This is a genomic window from Pseudomonas sp. QD4, assembly GCF_049199125.1.
Taxonomy (GTDB): Bacteria; Pseudomonadota; Gammaproteobacteria; order Pseudomonadales; family Pseudomonadaceae; genus Aquipseudomonas.
In genome coordinates this window covers 1,833,062-1,850,199 of record NZ_JBLZOM010000002.1, presented here as the reverse complement: position 1 = coordinate 1,850,199, position 17,138 = coordinate 1,833,062, and the positions used below count along the sequence as shown (strand labels likewise).

General features: G+C 62.3%; 17 protein-coding genes. 5 read left to right on the top strand and 12 right to left on the bottom strand.

All coding sequences use genetic code 11. From position 1 onward, the window contains the following. Window positions 1-7: 7 nt before the first annotated feature. Together ACOZJV_RS19530 and ACOZJV_RS19525 are read right to left on the bottom strand one after the other, a co-directional pair. Window positions 8-235 (bottom strand): hypothetical protein, encoded by a 228-nt coding sequence (locus ACOZJV_RS19530; protein ID WP_421548265.1) that lies wholly within the window; start codon window positions 233-235, stop codon window positions 8-10. A gap of 89 nt (window positions 236-324) precedes the next feature. Further along, the gene (locus tag ACOZJV_RS19525; protein WP_020295879.1) at window positions 325-762 is read right to left on the bottom strand and encodes a DUF4399 domain-containing protein; all 438 of its coding nucleotides are present in this window, start codon (window positions 760-762) and stop codon (window positions 325-327) included. Between the two features lie 132 nt (window positions 763-894). Here ACOZJV_RS19525 and ACOZJV_RS19520 point away from each other — a divergent pair, with 132 nt between their 5' ends. Continuing rightward, entirely contained in the window at window positions 895-1,668 is a 774-nt protein-coding gene (locus ACOZJV_RS19520) for a transporter substrate-binding domain-containing protein (protein WP_078470558.1), read from the top strand. A 122-nt stretch (window positions 1,669-1,790) separates the two neighbouring features. Here the strand turns inward: ACOZJV_RS19520 and ACOZJV_RS19515 are convergent, their stop codons facing one another. Then, window positions 1,791-2,279, bottom strand: a complete 489-nt coding sequence (locus ACOZJV_RS19515) for a DUF523 domain-containing protein (protein WP_078470557.1) — start codon at window positions 2,277-2,279, stop codon at window positions 1,791-1,793. 2 nt (window positions 2,280-2,281) lie between these two features. Further along, on the bottom strand, window positions 2,282-2,914 hold the full coding sequence (locus ACOZJV_RS19510; RefSeq protein WP_421548264.1) for a 2OG-Fe(II) oxygenase: 633 nt from the start codon (window positions 2,912-2,914) through the stop codon (window positions 2,282-2,284). Between the two features lie 159 nt (window positions 2,915-3,073). On the opposite strand from ACOZJV_RS19510, the gene ACOZJV_RS19505 reads away from it, so the two are divergent. After that, a complete protein-coding gene (locus tag ACOZJV_RS19505; protein ID WP_020295883.1) occupies window positions 3,074-3,826 on the top strand; it encodes a DUF2059 domain-containing protein in 753 nt (250 codons plus the stop codon). Between the two features lie 174 nt (window positions 3,827-4,000). Here ACOZJV_RS19505 and ACOZJV_RS19500 read toward each other — a convergent pair whose 3' ends face one another. Continuing rightward, entirely contained in the window at window positions 4,001-4,939 is a 939-nt protein-coding gene (locus ACOZJV_RS19500) for an alpha/beta hydrolase (protein ID WP_078470556.1), read from the bottom strand. 107 nt (window positions 4,940-5,046) lie between these two features. Here ACOZJV_RS19500 and ACOZJV_RS19495 point away from each other — a divergent pair, with 107 nt between their 5' ends. Next, window positions 5,047-5,628 carry a DUF6436 domain-containing protein gene (locus ACOZJV_RS19495; RefSeq protein WP_421548263.1) on the top strand — a complete coding sequence of 194 codons (582 nt, stop codon included), beginning with the start codon at window positions 5,047-5,049 and terminating at the stop codon, window positions 5,626-5,628. Between the two features lie 105 nt (window positions 5,629-5,733). Next, window positions 5,734-8,145, top strand: coding sequence for a penicillin acylase family protein (locus tag ACOZJV_RS19490; RefSeq protein ID WP_421548262.1), 2,412 nt, complete (start codon window positions 5,734-5,736; stop codon window positions 8,143-8,145). Between the two features lie 17 nt (window positions 8,146-8,162). On the opposite strand, the gene ACOZJV_RS19485 is transcribed toward ACOZJV_RS19490, so the two are convergent. Next, window positions 8,163-9,128 carry a GlxA family transcriptional regulator gene (locus ACOZJV_RS19485; RefSeq protein ID WP_421548261.1) on the bottom strand — a complete coding sequence of 322 codons (966 nt, stop codon included), beginning with the start codon at window positions 9,126-9,128 and terminating at the stop codon, window positions 8,163-8,165. A 223-nt stretch (window positions 9,129-9,351) separates the two neighbouring features. Between ACOZJV_RS19485 and ACOZJV_RS19480 the strand changes: the two genes are divergently transcribed. Next, complete coding sequence (locus tag ACOZJV_RS19480; RefSeq protein WP_421548260.1) at window positions 9,352-9,993, top strand: HD domain-containing protein; 642 nt, start codon at window positions 9,352-9,354, stop codon at window positions 9,991-9,993. 64 nt (window positions 9,994-10,057) lie between these two features. Here the strand turns inward: ACOZJV_RS19480 and ACOZJV_RS19475 are convergent, their stop codons facing one another. The 6 genes from ACOZJV_RS19475 to ACOZJV_RS19450 form a co-directional block, all read right to left on the bottom strand. Beyond that, window positions 10,058-10,948: an ABC transporter permease subunit gene (locus ACOZJV_RS19475; protein WP_020295889.1), complete on the bottom strand. Its 891-nt coding sequence runs from the start codon at window positions 10,946-10,948 to the stop codon at window positions 10,058-10,060. Next, on the bottom strand, window positions 10,945-11,826 hold the full coding sequence (locus ACOZJV_RS19470; RefSeq protein WP_177326759.1) for an ABC transporter permease subunit: 882 nt from the start codon (window positions 11,824-11,826) through the stop codon (window positions 10,945-10,947). Before ACOZJV_RS19470 ends, ACOZJV_RS19475 begins: the two co-directional genes overlap by 4 nt. Before the next feature lie 35 nt (window positions 11,827-11,861). Then, on the bottom strand, window positions 11,862-13,004 hold the full coding sequence (locus ACOZJV_RS19465) for an ABC transporter ATP-binding protein (protein ID WP_020295891.1): 1,143 nt from the start codon (window positions 13,002-13,004) through the stop codon (window positions 11,862-11,864). 71 nt (window positions 13,005-13,075) lie between these two features. Continuing rightward, window positions 13,076-14,170 carry a polyamine ABC transporter substrate-binding protein gene (locus tag ACOZJV_RS19460; RefSeq protein WP_078470551.1) on the bottom strand — a complete coding sequence of 365 codons (1,095 nt, stop codon included), beginning with the start codon at window positions 14,168-14,170 and terminating at the stop codon, window positions 13,076-13,078. A 254-nt stretch (window positions 14,171-14,424) separates the two neighbouring features. Further along, window positions 14,425-15,522 carry a polyamine ABC transporter substrate-binding protein gene (locus ACOZJV_RS19455; protein ID WP_078470550.1) on the bottom strand — a complete coding sequence of 366 codons (1,098 nt, stop codon included), beginning with the start codon at window positions 15,520-15,522 and terminating at the stop codon, window positions 14,425-14,427. A 200-nt stretch (window positions 15,523-15,722) separates the two neighbouring features. Further along, on the bottom strand, window positions 15,723-17,087 hold the full coding sequence (locus ACOZJV_RS19450) for an aspartate aminotransferase family protein (protein ID WP_078470549.1): 1,365 nt from the start codon (window positions 17,085-17,087) through the stop codon (window positions 15,723-15,725). Between the last annotated feature and the right edge of the window lie 51 nt (window positions 17,088-17,138).

Genomic DNA, 17,138 nt, shown 5'->3' with positions numbered 1-17,138 from the left:
TCCTTTTTTATGGGGCCTGTTTCGGGGACTTTTCCCTGGGCCAGAACACCACGGCCAGGTTGGCGAACAGGCTCAGGAAGAACAGCGGCCTGACCAGATACATGGGCGCCGAAAACACCTCGGGTGCCGTGCCGAACATAATTGCGCCGACGATGATCGATACGAGCGACAGGACCGTACACAGCGCACACCACCAGAACAGCCTGGAGCCGATCCTTGCAAGCTTTCTACGCATCCCTGCCCTCTTCAACCGGTCCACAAAAAAAGGAAGGCACATTGGCCTCCCCCGTTTCAATTGTCATTACCCAAAGCTGGGAATAACGATTATTTCACCGTCACTGTGATCTTCTTCGACACAATCACTGGCTTGAACGGCACGTGGTTCTTGTCCGCAAGCTCCAGTTGCAAGGTGTGCTTGCCCGGCGCCAGGGTGACTTCGGTTTCAGTCTGGGCCTTGCCGAAATGCAGGTGGTTGGCGTCCATCGGAATCGGCAGGTTTTCCGCCGGCAGTTGGTCGACATCGATCAACAGGTGATGGTGGCCGGTGTTCGGGGTCTGATCGCCGGCAGGTGCCAGGGCCATGCCTTCGACACCGAATTTGACCTTGAAGGTCTTGTCCACGGTTGCCCCGTCTTCAGGGGATACGATGCTCACCTGGGCACCGGCAGGCGCTGGCGTACGAGGAATTTCCGCGGCACCGGCGAACATCGAAGCACCCAGCAACAGGCTGGCCAGTGCAGTACGAGAGATGAAGCTTTTCATTATTTTCTCCAGTTTTTCGGCAAAATCTTTACGTTTGTGACAACTTCGGAGCGATTCGTTGTCGAAGGCACTCAACACCATAGCAAAGCGAGCCTGAACGGCGAACCGCACCTATAAATTCAAGGAGTGACCATGCGCTTTCTGCCTGGCCTGATACTTTTGCTACCCCTTGTGAGCACTTACGCTCAAGCCGAACTGATTGATGACATCAATGATCGTGGGGAGCTGCGCATTGCCCTCGAGGCCAACAGCCCGCCCTTCAACTTCAAGGACGACGGCAAACTCAGCGGGTTCGAGGTTGAACTGGGCCAACTGCTGGCCGGCGAGCTTGATGTGCGCGCCGACTTCGTGGTCACCGATGCCGCCGACTTGCTGCCAGGCGTCGAAAGCGGCAAATACGATGTGGCCATCAACCACATAGCAGTGACCCCGGAACTCAAGGATCGTTTCGATTTCAGCGAGCCCTACAGCTACTCCAGCGCACAATTGATCGTGCGCCAGGAAGAACAGCGCCCGCTGGGTACGCTGCAGGCCCTGCAAGGCCAGGCTTTGGGCGTGGCCCAGGGCAGCCAGTTCGTGGACCAGGCGCGGACCGTCGAAGGCATCAACCTGCGCAGCTACCCGGACGCGCAACAGCCCCTCAAGGACGTGGCGGACAAGCAGATCGACGCCGCCATCAGCGACCGCCTGCTGATTCCCTATGCCATTCGCGACAGCCGCCTGCCGGTCAAGGAAGGCGCCAAGGTCGGCCCCACGCTGAGCCTGGCGATTCCGTTTCAGAAAGGTAACCCGGCCTTTCAGGCCAGCCTGGATGGCGCCCTGCAGCGCATCAAGAGTGACGGGCGCCTGATGGCGCTGTCGGAGAAATGGTTCGGCATGGATGCGAGCAAGCCGCCAAAGCCTTGAGCCTGTAGCGGCTGGGCTGCGTTCTAGCCGAAGCGGTGGCTGTCTGGTGTCTTTGCAGTGTTGCAGAGGGCCAGCGCAGCCTCGCCCGCTCGGCAGCGGCTACGGCTTACGGGTGTGCTGTCTTATTCTGCGAGGCTGGCCAGGGCGGCGGCCGCTTCGGGCAACTGCAACTCGCTGAACACCTGCACCCCGTGGCGCGTCAACAGCGCGGCGGTGACGCCCGCGCCCTGGACCTTGACCCCGCTGAACGAGCCATCGTACGTCAGCACATTGCCGCAGGACGGGCTGTGGGCCTTGAGCACCGCGATGCGAATGCCATGGCGCTGCACCAGCGCCAGGGCCTGCCGGGCGCCGTCCAGAAACTCGCCACTGACGTCTTCACCGTCGCTGGTCAGTACCTGCGCACGACCATCGAGCACCTCGCTCCCCTGCCCGCCAGGAATCTCGGCCGCCGCTCGCGGTGTCGGCAAGCCGCCGGCCACTTCCGGGCACAAGGCAACCACCCGCCCCTCGGCCTGCCAATGGGCCAATTGATCGAATGGCCCGCTGGCTCCCCCGTCATAACGTACGCGGTGGCCCAACAGGCAGCGGCTTACCAGAATCTTGTGCATGATCAGAACGGCTCGTTACCGCGCCGCCGGAACCAGCCGGTCAACGACAGGCGATCGCGGGTTGCGGGCATGACTTCATGAGGCACCTCGCCGGATAGAAACACCACCAGCCGGCCTCCCGTGGGGACCACATCGTATTCGACGTCGCCCTTCAGATACATCCGCAGCTGACCACCGTATTCAGGCAGCCACCCCGGGTTGAGGTAGATCACCGCCGACACCATGCGCCGATCATCGTCGCGAAAACGGTCGAGGTGCTTCAGGTAGAACGCTCCCGGCGGGTACAGGGCGAAATGGCTTTCGAAATCCTCCAGCCCCAGGTACAGGCCGCGATTGAGCGCCACGCGCAGGCTGTCCATCAGCCCCAGATAAGTGTCGCAAGGCTCGGCCTGGCCGGGTTCGAGCCACTGGATATGATCCCCCCGGATCCCCTCGCGGATCTCCTGGAATGGCCCGCGCCCTACTGCCGCCGGAGCCAGTTCACCTTCGGCTGCACGTTTACGGCACTCAGCCGCCAACTCCAGGGTCAGAGCCTCTGGCAGAAAGATATTCTGCTGCGACCAGCCACAGGCGGCCAAGTCGTCGACGATACGTAACAACAATGGGTGATCAGAGGGTATTTGCATGGCGCGCATAGTATCCAGCCTCAGATGAATCTGACAGAGCCGTGTAGCGGAGGACCGCGCAAAAATTCAACGCACCGGTATCGGACACTTTGCACCCTGATCCTGATACGAATTCTCGACAACCATCGCCTCGCCCCGGAGAATAGTGGGCTGCTGACAGGAGTCCTTATGCGCCGTTTGCTTTTTTCACTGTTGATGTTCTGCGTTTTGCCCGCGTGGGCAGACAGCCTCGACCAGCTGTACAAGGTCGCCGGCTGGCCAGAACAACGCGCGCATTTCAACGATGCCCTCACCGCGGCTCAGCAACGCTACCAGAACAGCCTGCCACCGGCGGTCTACCAGGCGTTGGTGAACAACAGCAACCAACGCTTCGCCCCCCAGGCGATGGATCGGCGCGCCCAGGCGCAGCTGAGGCAGAACCTCGCCGACCCGCAGCCGGCGCTGGCGTTTTTCCAGTCGCCCCTGGGACGCAAGATCACCGCCGCCGAACTGCTGGCGACGCGTCGCGACCAATTGGCCAAGAACGCTCAGGGTCTGCCGAAGATGCAGGCCAGTGACAATCGTCAATTGATCATCGGCCACCTGGCCCAGGCCCTGCCCGCCCGCGAGGCCGGTGCCGAAGTCAGCCTGGCGATTGCCGGGGTGGCCGCCGACAGCCTGAGCCAGATGATTCCCGGGCTGTTGGGCGGTGGCCAGGCCCAGGGCATGCTCAACGGCCAGCGCCAGCGGCTGATGGAGCAGATCGGCGCCGATTTGAACAACACCTTGCTGTACGTCTATCGCGACCTGTCGGATACCGAACTGGAAGAGTTCGCGACCTTCGCCGAATCCACCGAAGGCAAGGCCTACTACCAGGCCGCCCTCGCCGCCATCCGCGCCGGTCTGGCCGTCGGCCAAAGCAGCTCCAGCCTCGCCCCATAGCCCTGTCGCCGCCCTGCCGAAATACATCCGTTACAGGTGCATCGCTTCACAGGGCCTGCGGCAGCGGCTACAGCGCGGATGTGTAGCCGCTGCCGACAGGCTACGTTGTCCCGCACAGACGCCGCAAATTTCCCCCACTGAAACTGCCTCGCCCCAAAGGACCTGCCGCAGCGCTTACAGGTGCTGGTCGAGGAAGGCGAAATACTGCTCGCGAAATTCAGGGGTTTCATTGGCCAGGTGATGTCGCGCACGCGGCAGCATCAGTACCTGGGGCTGATCGAATTTGCCGCAGATCACCTGCAGGTTGTGTCGCCAATCCACCGTCATGTCCTGTTCGCCCTGCACGATCAACGGGCGCCGGGGGCTGCGGGGCGCGGCTTCGAGGCGTTTGATCCAGCGCGACAAGGCGCCGACCCAGGCCGTTGGCAGGCGCTGCGGCTGCAAGGGGTCGGCCTGCAGGAACGGCATGAAATCGGGATCGTTGGTGTTCTCGCTGAAGCGCCGGGCAATCCCGCTGACGAAGGGTTTGAGCAGGTAATAGCTGAGCATCGACCAACCCCAGGAGCGCGGCCGCACCAAGGGTGACAGTAGGATCACCCGGCCCTGGGCAGGACTCTGCTCGCCCTGATGGAGCAAATGATCAACCACGATTGCGCCACCGGTACTCTGCCCGAACAGATGCCAGGGTTGGGGCAAATCCAGGGACCGCGCCTCGGCAAACAAGCCCTGCACCACCGCCTGGTACACCGCGAAATCATCGATGCTGGCGCGCTCGCCGCTGGACAGCCCGTGCCCCGGCAAATCGCAGGCAATCACCACGAACTGATGCTCCAGGGCCCACTCGATCACGTGCCGGTAAAGGCCCATGTGGTCGTAATAGCCGTGGTACAGAAATAGGGTCGCCACCGGATTTTCCGGCCACCAGACCTGGCTGACCACTTCAAACCCCGGCACTTCAAACCGTCCCAAGCGGCAACGGAACGGCGTCGCACGCTGGGCAAAATCCAGCCCGTAGAAGCGCTGATAGGCCCGCGCCTGCGCCGACAGTGGCTGCGCGGCAGCCAACGGTTGCAGGCTGGCACGCAATTGATCGGGGTCGAACGTCGCAGGCATAGGGCTTTCCAAAGGTGGCGCGAAGCGCAAAACAGGCTTTATGGGCCTGCGATATTCATCTGTCGCGGCAAGCATGGCAAGCTACGCGACCTCGAGGACCGATCCGCATGCCCAAGCCTTACCGCACGACACTCCTTGCCAGCCTGCTTGCACTCATCTGCGCCGGGGTGCTGTGGGCAGCCTACGACTGGTTCCAGGGCCGCTACCTGCGCGCCTTCAGCGAACACACCGCAGTGTTTTCCGGCGACCCGCTGCAACTGCCCGCCGAACTGGCCGGCCCCGGCGCGATCCGCCTGGTGCACTTCTGGGACCCGGCCTGCCCGTGCAATGTCGGCAACCAGCAGCACCTGGGCGAATTGATCGAACACTTCGGCCCCCTGGGCGTGGAGTTCTACGCCGTGCAAAAGCCCGGCAGCCATGGCCAGCTCCCCACCACCCTGAGCGCACTCAAGCCCATCGCCGCGCTGCCCGGCGCCGAGCAGATCCCCGCCAGCCCGGCCGTGGCGATCTGGGACCGCAACGGCAAGCTGGCGTACTTCGGCCCCTACAGCGAAGGCCTGACCTGCAACTCCAGCAACAGCTTTATCGAACCCATCCTGCAGGCCCTGCATCAAGGACGCGCGGTCGACGCGACCCACACCCTGGCGGTGGGCTGCTATTGTCCATGGCCGGTGAACCCTCTGAACTAGGGCATTCCCGACTTTTCAAGGACAGGGCTGCCCAGCCGTCGACGGGCCGTGCTAAATGTCTGCGGTCCAGCCGGACGGCATTCGAAGATCGAACCAGGAGCCTCCATGAAACGCAGCTTGCGCGTACTCGCCGTGTTGATCCTCGCCCTTGCCGCCGGGGCCGGCGGGTACCTGTACAGCAAGCAGCCTTCACGCCAGGGCCAGGTCGAACTGGCCGGCCTCCAGGGCTCGGTCACCGTGCGCTATGACGAGCGCGGCATACCGCATATCCGCGCCGAGAACGAAACCGACCTGTACCGCGCCCTCGGCTATGTCCACGCCCAGGACCGCCTGTTCCAGATGGAAGCCATGCGCCGCCTGGCCCGCGGCGAACTGGCCGAGGTGCTCGGGCCCAAGCTGCTGGACACCGACAAACTGTTTCGCAGCCTGCGCATTCGCGAACGGGCAGCCAGCTATGTGGCGGCGCTGGATCGGGAGTCGCCGGCCTGGAAGGCGCTGCAAGCCTATCTGGACGGCATCAACCACTATCAGGACAGCCACGCCAGCCCGATCGAGTTCGACGTGCTGGGCATCCCCAAGCGGCCCTTCACCGCCGAAGACACCATCAGCGTCGCCGGCTACATGGCCTACAGCTTTGCCGCAGCCTTTCGCACCGAGCCGGTGCTGACCTATGTGCGCGATCAACTGGGCATTGACTACCTGAAAGTCTTCGACCTCGACTGGCAGCCCAAAGGCGTGCTGGCAAGCCACAAGAACCCACCGGCCCCGGCCCTTTCCGCCCGCGACTGGCAAGGCCTGGGCGCCCTCGCCCAACTCAGCCGCCAGGCCCTGGAAGAGGCCGGCCTGCCGCAGTTCGAGGGCAGCAATGCCTGGGCGATCGCCGGCAGCCGCACCAAAAGCGGCAAGCCATTGCTCGCCGGAGACCCGCACATCCGCTTCTCGGTGCCTGCGGTGTGGTATGAGGCGCAGCTTTCGGCGCCGGGCTTCGAGCTCTACGGCCACCACCAGGCCCTGGTGCCCTTCGCGTTCCTCGGGCACAACCTGGATTTCGGCTGGAGCCTGACCATGTTCCAGAACGACGACCTCGATCTGATCGCGGAGAAGGTCAACCCGGACAACCCCAACCAGGTGCGCTACCACGACCAGTGGGTCGACCTCATCAGCAGCGAGCAACAGATCGCGGTCAAGGGCCAGGCCCCGGTGACCCTGGTGCTGCGCCAGTCGCCCCATGGTCCGATCGTCAACGACGCCCTTGGCGCCAACGCCGGCCAGACACCGATCGCCATGTGGTGGGCGTTTCTGGAAACCCCCAACCCGATCCTCGAAGGTTTCTACCAGCTCAACCGCGCCGACACCCTGGCCAAGGCCCGCAACGCCGCGAGCAAGGTCCAGGCGCCCGGCCTGAATATCGTCTGGGCCAACGCCCGTGGCGATATCGGCTGGTGGGCCGCGGCCCTGCTGCCCAAGCGTCCGCTGGGGGCCACCCCGGGCTTTATCCTCGACGGCAGCAGCGTGCAGGCCGACAAGGACGGCTTCTACCCGTTCAGCGCCAACCCCCAGGAGGAGAACCCGGCACGCGGCTACATTGTGTCGGCCAACTTCCAGCCGGTGTCGCCCAGCGGGATGGAGATCCCCGGGTACTACAACCTGTCCGACCGTGGCCAGCAGCTGGATCGGCAACTCAGTGACAAAACCGTGAAGTGGGACATCGACGCCAGCCAGAAGCTGCAACTGGGCACCACCACCGCCTACGGTCCGCGTTTACTGGCTCCGCTGCTGCCGGAGCTGCGCAGCCTGGTCAGCGATCCCCAGGAACTGAAACTGGTGGAGCAACTGGCGCAATGGCCGGGCGACTACCCGCTGCAGTCCACCAGCGCCACCCTGTTCAACCAGTTGCTGTTCGAGCTGACCGATGCGGTCTTCCATGAAAAATTGGGTGACTCGCTGTTCGACACCCTGCTCACCACCCGCGTCATCGATGCCGCCCTGCCGCGCCTGACCGCCGACGCCAACTCGCCGTGGTGGGACAACCGCCTGACGCCGCAACGGGAAACCCGCGCCGACACCCTCAAGCTGGCCTGGCGCGCCAGCATCGACCACCTCAAGCGCACCCTGGGCGACGATCCGGCGCAATGGCGCTGGGGCGATGCCCACACCTTGACCCACGGCCACCCGCTGGGCACGCAGAAGCCCCTGGAGCGGGTGCTCGATGTCGGCCCGTTTGCCGCTCCCGGTGCCCACGAAGTGCCGAACAACCAGACCTCGAAAATTGGCCCGGCGCCCTGGCCGGTGACTTACGGCCCGTCGACCCGCCGCATCATCGACTTCGCCGACGCGGCCCACAGCCTGACCATCAACCCGGTCGGGCAAAGCGGCGTGCCCTTCGACAAGCACTACCAGGACCAGGCCGAAGCCTATATCGAAGGGGTCTACCAGCAGGCGCACTTCAGCGAGGAAGAAGTCGTCGCCAATACCCGCAGCACCCTGAAACTGCTGCCAGCACGTCCGGCACACTGAAGCCCGGCGCCGGTCACTCAGGCCGGCGCGGCGAAGTTCAGGCGAAACTGCTGCGGCGTTACCCCCAGGCGGCGATTGAAAACGCTGCGCATGTGCTGGGCATCGCGGAAGCCGCACTGATAGGCCACGGTCTTGAGCGGCGCGCGGGTGCTTTCGAGCATCACCCGTGCCGCGTCCAGCCGTGCGCGCTCGACGAACTCCGCCGGAGTGACCTTGGCCTCCCGGGCAAAGACTCGGGAAAAGTTGCGCGCGCTCATGTTGGCCGCTCGCGCCAGGTCGGCGATGTTCAGGTCGCCATTGAGGTTGGCCAGCACGTAGTGCTGCACCAGCGCCACCGCCGAGGTCGCTTCGGCATGGGGCGTGAGGAACGGACTGAACTGCGACTGCCCGCCCGCGCGCTGGGTGAACACCACCAGGCGCTTGGCCACGCTCAGGGCCACTTCGGGGCCGTGATCACGGGCCAGCAGGTACAGCGACAAATCGATCCCGGCCGTCACCCCGGCCGAGGTGAACAGCTCGCCGTCCTGCACATACAGCCGATCGGCCTCGACCCGGGCCGAGGGACAGAGCGCCGCCAGGGCCGTGGCATCGTTCCAGTGGGTGGTGACCGTGCGCCCCTCCAGCAGACCGGCCCGGGCCAGCATGAACGCGCCATTGCAGATCGAGCCAAAGCCGCCGGCGCCCAGGCTCGCCTGCCGCAGCCAGGCATCGAACTGCGGGCCGAAATCCAGAAACGGCAACTGCGGCCCGCCTGCCGCCAGCAGCAGGTCGTAGTGGGCGTCGGCTTCGCTGAAATGCCGGTGCGCCTGCAGCGTCAACCCATTGGAACAAGCCAGCAGACCGCGCTCGACGCCGATGACCTGCAACCGGTAGTGGGCCTCGGGGGCCAGGAAACGATTGGCCTCGGCAAACACATCCATGGGGCCGGTGACGTCCAGGGACTGCACCCCGGGAAATACGATGATGGCAACGCTTTTGCCCATGGGATCGATCACCTGCCGGGAGTTGAAGGGCGGACCAGAGGCTGGATGCCAGCCTGGGGCGAAGGGGCATAACCCTAGCGAATCACCGGCCAGTAAGCGAGCTGGCACGAAATGCACGCCGATTGGCCGGGATCGCAGCCATGGCTCGATTGTCGGCCCTGGGGCTCGGGAACAGACTGGATCGATCAGCGCCACACCGGCGCCCGCCCCCGAGGACCACCCCATGAGCAACCGCATCGCCGGCATCCCGATCCCCGACAGCGCCCTGGCCCGGGCCACCACCGAATACATTCGCGACCTCGAGCCCGACCTGCTGTACCACCACTCGCGGCGGGTGTTCCTGTTCGGCGCCCTGAGTGGCGAACGCCGACAACTGGCCTACAACCCGGAGTTGCTGTACGTCGGCGCGATGTTCCACGACCTGGGCCTGGTCCAGGGCCAGCGCAGTGCCGACCAACGTTTTGAAGTGGACGGCGCCAATGCAGCCAAGGCCTTCCTCCAGCCTTACGGCCTGAACGACGATGATCTCGAGCAGGTCTGGCTGTCCATCGCCCTGCACACCACGCCAGGGGTCACCCAGCATTTGCGGCCGAACGTGGCGCTGGTCACCGCCGGTGTGGAGATGGACGTGCTGGGCATCGACTACGCGGCCTTTCCTGCCGCGCAACGCGAGGCCGTGGTTCACGCGCACCCACGGGGCGAAGGCTTCAAGGAATGCATCCTCTGTGCGTTCGCCGGGGGCTTCAAACACAAGCCCTTGACCACCTTCGGCACGGTGAACGCCGATGTGTTGGTGGACAGCGAGCCCGGTTTCAAGCCGCTGAATTTTGTCGAGGTGATCCGCCAATCGCCCTGGAGCTCTTGAGCAGGGGCCAACGGCAGAAACAAAAACGCCCCTTCGACAGGGGCGTTTAGTGCATCGCTGGGGCTTAAACGGCTTCCGGCGCCTGGGCCCGACGGACGTCAGGCTGTTTCCAGGAATCGGCCGCGCTTTCTTCGATGGCCTGCTGGATCGCACGTTTGCGCGCTTCTTCGGCGCGGCGGCTGAAGAACCAGACCAGGAAGGTCACCAGGGACACCGCCAGCAGAATCAGGCTGGCCACGGCGTTGATTTCCGGTTTGACCCCCAGGCGCACCGCCGAGAACACTTCCATCGGCAAGGTGGTGGAACCCGGGCCGGAAACGAAGCTGGCCAGTACCAGGTCATCCAGGGACAGGGCGAACGACATCATGCCGCCGGCTGCCAGCGAGGGCGCGATCATCGGGATGGTGATCAGGAAGAACACCTTCCACGGCCGTGCCCCGAGGTCCATGGCCGCCTCTTCGATGGACAGGTCCAGCTCCCGCAGGCGCGCCGACACCACCACCGCCACATAGGCCGAGCAGAAGGTGGTGTGGGCGATCCAGATGGTCACCAGGCCACGTTCCTGGGGCCAGCCGATCATCTGTGCCATGGCCACGAACAGCAGTAACAGCGACAGACCGGTGATCACTTCGGGCATCACCAGCGGCGCGGTCACCAGGCCGCCGAACAGCGTGCGACCCTTGAAGTGGGTGATCCGGGTCAGCACGAACGCCGCCAGGGTCCCCAGTGCCACCGCAGCGATCGCCGTGTAGCAGGCGATCTCCAGGGAGCGCAGGACCGAGCCCATCAGTTGGGTGTTGTCCAGCAGGCCGACGTACCACTTGATCGACCAGCCGCCCCAGACCGTCACCAGCTTCGAGGCGTTGAACGAGTAGATCACCAGGATCAGCATCGGCAGGTAAATGAACAGCAAGCCGAGCACCAGCATCAGGGTAGAAAAACTGAAGCGCTTCATTCTTTGCCCTCCATCTCTTTGGCCTGACTACGGTTGAAGAGGATGATCGGCACAATCAGGATCGCCAGCATCACCACCGCCAGGGCCGACGCCACCGGCCAGTCACGGTTGTTGAAGAACTCTTGCCAGAGCACTTTACCGATCATCAGGGTTTCCGGGCCGCCCAGCAGTTCCGGGATCACAAACTCGCCCACCACCGGGATGAACACCAGCATGCAGCCGGCGATGATGCCGTTCTTGGACAGTGGGATGGTGATCTTCCAGAAGCTGTTGAAGGTGCTTGAACCGAGGTCCGACGCGGCTTCCAGCAGGCTGTGGTCGTGCTTCACCAGGTTCGCGTACAACGGCAGGATCATGAACGGCAGGTAGGAATAGACCACGCCGATGTACACCGCGATGTTGGTGTTGAGGATCTGCAGCGGTTCGTTGATCCAACCCATGCCCATCAGGATGCCGTTGAGCAGGCCGTTGTTGCTGAGGATGCCCATCCAGGCATAGACGCGGATCAGGATCGCGGTCCAGGTCGGCATCATGATCAGCAGCACCAGCACGGTCTGGATCTCTTTGCGTGCTGTGGCGATGCCGTAGGCCATCGGGTAGCCAATCAGCAGGCAGAGGATGGTGCTGAAAAACGCCATCTTCAGCGAGCCGAGGTAGGCGGCGATGTACAACTCGTCGTCGCCCAGCATCGAGTAGTTGCCCAGGTTCAGCAGCAGCTGCACCTTCTGGTCGACGTAGCTGTAGATCTCGGTGTACGGCGGGATGGCCACATCGGCTTCAGCGAAGCTGATCTTCAGGACGATGAAGAACGGCAGCATGAAAAACAGGAACAGCCAGATGAACGGGACCCCGATGACCAATTGACGGCCACCGGGAATTATTCGATTGAGTCGGCGCTTGAGCTTTCGCATGTTCATGAGCGAAGTACCACGCCGCTGTCGTCTTCCCACCAGACGTAAACCTGGTCACCCCAGGTCGGACGGGCGCCGCGGCGTTCGGCGTTGGCCACGAACGACTGCACCAGCTTGCCGCTCGGCAGTTCGACGTAGAACACCGAGTGTCCGCCCAGGTAGGCGATGTCGTGCACCTTGCCGCTGGACCAGTTGTATTCGCAGGTCGGCATTTCGGCAGTGACCAGCAGTTTTTCCGGGCGAATCGCGTAGGTCACCGACTTGTCCTGCACCGAAGTGCTGATGCCGTGGCCGACGTAGATCTGGCGATCCAGGTCTTTGCAGGTGATGGTTGCGTGGCCTTCGGCGTCGTCGATCACTTCGCCTTCGAAGATGTTGACGTTGCCGATGAACTCGCAGACCAGGCGGCTGACCGGAGTTTCGTAGATGTCGATCGGGCTGCCGATCTGCGCGATCCAGCCCAGGTGCATGATGGCGATGCGTTCGGCCATGGTCATGGCCTCTTCCTGGTCGTGGGTCACCATCACGCAGGTCACGCCGACGCGCTCGATGATCTCCACCAGCTCCAGTTGCATCTGCGAGCGCAGTTTCTTGTCCAGGGCGCCCATCGGCTCATCGAGCAGCAGCAGTTTCGGACGCTTGGCCAGGGAGCGAGCCAGGGCCACGCGCTGGCGCTGGCCACCGGAAAGCTGGTGCGGCTTGCGCTTGGCGTATTGGCTCATCTGCACCAGCTTGAGCATTTCCGCGACCCGGGCGTCGACTTCCGCCGCCGGGATCTTGTCCTGCTTGAGGCCGAAGGCAATGTTCTGGGCCACGGTCATGTGCGGGAACAACGCATAGGACTGGAACATCATGTTGATCGGCCGCTCGTAGGGCGGCATGTCGGTGATGTCCACGCCATCGAGGAAGATTCGCCCCTCGGTCGGCCGCTCGAAGCCTGCGAGCATGCGCAGCAAGGTGGATTTGCCCGAACCCGATCCGCCGAGCAAGGCGAAGATCTCGCCTTTCTTGATTTCCAGGGACACGTCGTCCACGGCAATCGTCTCGTCGAACTTCTTCGTGACCCGGTCGATTTTGACCAACACCTGCTTAGGTGTCTGGTCGCCCTCGAGGGCTTTCTTGTAGGCGCCGGAGGCAACAGCCATTTGCGAAACTCCCAACAAAATTTGCAGCTCGCCCGATACAGGCGAGCCTTGGATAGTTTGAGCCTTTGAAGCTACTTACCCGACTTGACCTTGGTCCAGCTACGGGTCATGAGACGTTGAATCTTGGGCGGCAACTCGGAGTTGACGTACAGCTTGTCGACGATGGCTTGCGCTGGGTAAACCGCCTCGTCGGTTCGTACTGCCTGGTCCATCAGCTCGCCCGCCTTGGGGTTGGGGTTGGCGTAACCGACGGCGTCGCTGACCTGAGCGATGACCTCAGGCTTGAGCAGGTAATTGATAAAGGCATGGGCCTCCTTGACGTTGCCGGCATCCCGCGGGATGGCCAGCATGTCGAACCAGAGGTTGCCGCCTTCCTTGGGAATCACGTAGGCGATTTCCACGCCCTTGCCGGCCTCTGCCGCACGGGCCTTGGCCTGGAATACATCACCGGAGAAACCGGCGGCGACGCAGATCTCGCCATTGGCCAGGTCGGAGATGTACTTGGAAGAGTTGAAGTACGTCACGTAAGGGCGCACGGCCAGCAACTTGGCTTCGGCCTTCTTGTAGTCTTCGGGGTTCTGGCTGTTGGGCGACAGGCCCATGTAGTTGAGCACCGCCGGCAGCATTTCATCGGCCGAATCGAGGAAGGCCACGCCGCAGCTGGACAGCTTCTTGATGTTTTCCGGCTCGAACAGCATGGCCCAGGAATCGATCTTGTCGACGCCCAGCGCGGCCTTGACCTTCTCCACGTTGTAGCCGATGCCGTTAGTGCCCCACAGGTAAGGCACGGCGTACTGGTTGCCCGGGTCGTTCTTCTCCAGGCGCTTGAGCAGCACCGGGTCGAGGTTGGAATAGTTGCTCAACTGCGCCTTGTCGAGCTTCTGAAAAGCCCCGGCCTTGATCTGCTTGCCCAGGAAGTGATTGGACGGCACCACCACGTCATAGCCGGTATGCCCGGCCAGCAACTTGCCTTCCAGGGTTTCATTGGAGTCGAACACGTCATAGACCGGCTTGATGCCCGTGGCTTTTTCAAAGTCCGCCAGAGTGCTCTGACCGATATAGTCGGACCAGTTATAAATATGCACGGTAGGTGCTGCCTGGACACTGACGGCCAGCGTCAGCCCGGCGCCGACCAGCAAGGCTTTGCGAAATAAAGAAATAGGCAAGTGGAGGTCCTCTAAATAGTTGGGCCCAAGTTGCCCCGTGTCACATGACAGCCCGAAGCTGCCCGGCAACAAAACCGGCGCGCAACTTACCCTCGATAAACCGTTCCAGCAAAACTTTCTGTCATTTAATTACGGCAAAACCGATGTAGCCGCTGCTGGCAGGCTGCCAGCGCTGACGAAGAAAACCCTGCTTTCATCAGCGCCAGGCCCCTTTCGGGGCCATCGCGGCCTTGGGCAGCGGCTACAGGTTTGCGTTATTTACCGGATTTGATCTTGGTCCAGCTGCGCGTCAGGATCCGCTGGGTCGCGGCTGGCAAGTCGGCAATCGCATACAACTTGGCCTGCACGTCCGCTGGCGGGTAGATGCCTGGATCGCTGGTGATGTCTTTATCGACCAGGGCGGTTGCAGCCGCGTTACCGTTGGGGAAACGCACGGCGTTGGTGATCTCGGCCATGATTTCCGGCTTCTGCAGGAAGGTCATGAACTTGTAGGCGCCTTCGACGTTTTCCGCATCTTTCGGGATGGCGACCATGTCGTAGAAGCTGCCAGCACCTTCTTTCGGAATGTTGTAGCTGACTTTCACCTTGTCACCGGCTTCGGCAGCACGGGACTTGGCCTGGTAGATATCGCCCGAGTAACCGACCGCGACGCAGATGTTGCCGTTGGCCAGGTCAGAGATGTACTTGGAAGAGTGGAAGTAGCCGATCGAAGGACGGATCTTCAGGAACAGTGCTTCAGCTTCGGCCAGTTGTTTCTTGTCCTGGCTGTCGGTTGGATAGCCCAGGTAGTGCAGTGCCACCGGAATCATCTCGGTTGGCGAATCGAGGAAGCTGATGCCGCACGATTTCAACTTGGCTGCGTTCTCAGGCTTGAACAGCAGGTCCCAGGAGTTGGTCGGTGCATCGGCGCCCAATGCAGCCTTGACCTTCTCGGCATTGAAGCCGATACCGATCGAGCCCCACATGTAAGGGAATGCGTGTTTGTTGCCCGGGTCGCTGACGGATACGGCCTTGAGCAGGGATTCGTTGAGGTTTTTCCAATTAGGCAGTTTGGAGCGGTCCAACTCTTGGTAGACACCGGCCTTGATCTGTTTGGCCAGGAAGTTGTTGGACGGCACCACGATGTCGTAACCGGACTTGCCGGCCAACAACTTGGCTTCCAGGGTTTCGTTACTGTCGAACACGTCGTACACGACTTTGATACCGGATTCGGTTTCAAACTTCTTGATGGTGTCCGGCGCGATGTAGTCGGACCAGTTGTAAACGTGCAGAACCTTGTCATCGGCCTGGGCTGCGCCAGCGAATGCGCCCATCAGGGAGATCGCGAGGAGGGTCTTGCCAGCTATCTTCATACCTAATGCCTTCATGCGTAATGCTCCAATTATTCTTTTTAACCACATTCTTGTTAACCAAGAGCCGGCGGCCGATTCCCGGGCAACTAAAAACAGCGGGTAGTCTGGCAAGATCCAAGGCAGGCTTTCAAGGAAAGACCCATCCTTTATAACTGCTCAGGGCGAAAGTACCGCGAGATACTCCGCCCAGAGCCTAGCACTTAGCCTTGCAGCGCACTCAAGGTCAGATCCAGGCACTTGCGTGCCTTGGCCACCAGTTCATCGATCTCCGCGTGGCTGATCACCAGCGGTGGAGCGATGATCATGGTGTCGCCCACGGCGCGCATGATCAGGCCATTGTCGAAGCAGAACTGACGGCAGATCATGCCGACGCCCTTGCCCACATACCGCGCCCGTGTCGCCTTGTCCTGAACCAGCTCGATGGCGCCCAGCAGACCCACTCCACGAACTTCGCCCACCAGGGGGTGATCGTTGAGTTCGCGCAGACGTTTCTGCAAATAGGGTGCCGTTTCTGCATGAACGCGTTCGATAATTTTTTCATCGCGCATGATGCGGATGTTTTCCAGGGCCACGGCCGCCGCCACCGGGTGCCCGGAATAGGTGAACCCGTGGTTGAAATCACCGCCTTCATTCAACACCGCGACCACTTCGTCGCGCACGATCAGGCCACCCATCGGGATGTAGCCCGAGGTCAGGCCCTTGGCGATGGTCATCATGTCCGGCTTGAGGTCGTAGAAGTCGCTGCCGAACCATTCGCCGGTACGCCCGAAACCGCAGATCACCTCGTCGGCGACGAACAGGATGTCGTACTTGGCGAGGATTTCCTTGATGCGCGGCCAGTAGCTTTCCGGCGGAACGATCACGCCACCGGCGCCCTGGATCGGCTCGGCAATAAAGGCACCGACGTTATCCACGCCGATTTCCAGAATCTTTTCTTCCAACTGGTTGGCGGCCCAGACCCCGAACTCTTCGGGGCTCATGTCGCCACCCTCGCCGAACCAGTAGGGTTGGGGGATGTGGACAATGCCCGGGATCGGCAGGTCGCCCTGTTCGTGCATGTAAGTCATGCCGCCCAGGCTGGCGCCGGCCACGGTGGAACCGTGATAGCCGTTGACCCGGCTGATGATGGTTTTCTTGTTCGGCTGGCCCTTGATCGCCCAGTAGTGGCGGACCATACGCAGCATGGTGTCGTTGCCTTCGGAGCCGGAACCGGTGAAGAACACATGGTTCATGCCTTCAGGGGCAATGTCGGCGATGGCCTTGGACAGCTCCAGCACCGGCGGGTGGGCGGTCTGGAAGAACAGGTTGTAGTACGGCAGTTCTTTCATCTGCTTGGCGGCAGCATCCGCCAGTTCATCGCGACCGTAACCGATGGCCACGCACCACAGGCCGGCCATGCCGTCGAGGATCTTGTTGCCTTCGCTGTCCCACAGGTACACGCCCTTGGCGGTGGTGATGATCCGCGGGCCTTTCTCTTTCAGCTGCTTGAAATCGCTGAAGGGGGCCAGGTGGTGATCGTTGCTGAGGGCTTGCCATTCACGGGTTTGCGGGTTGTTGCTGGTCATACGGCTCTCCTAGAGTCAGTTGGGCGCCGCTTGCGGCCGCGGCGCCCGGTG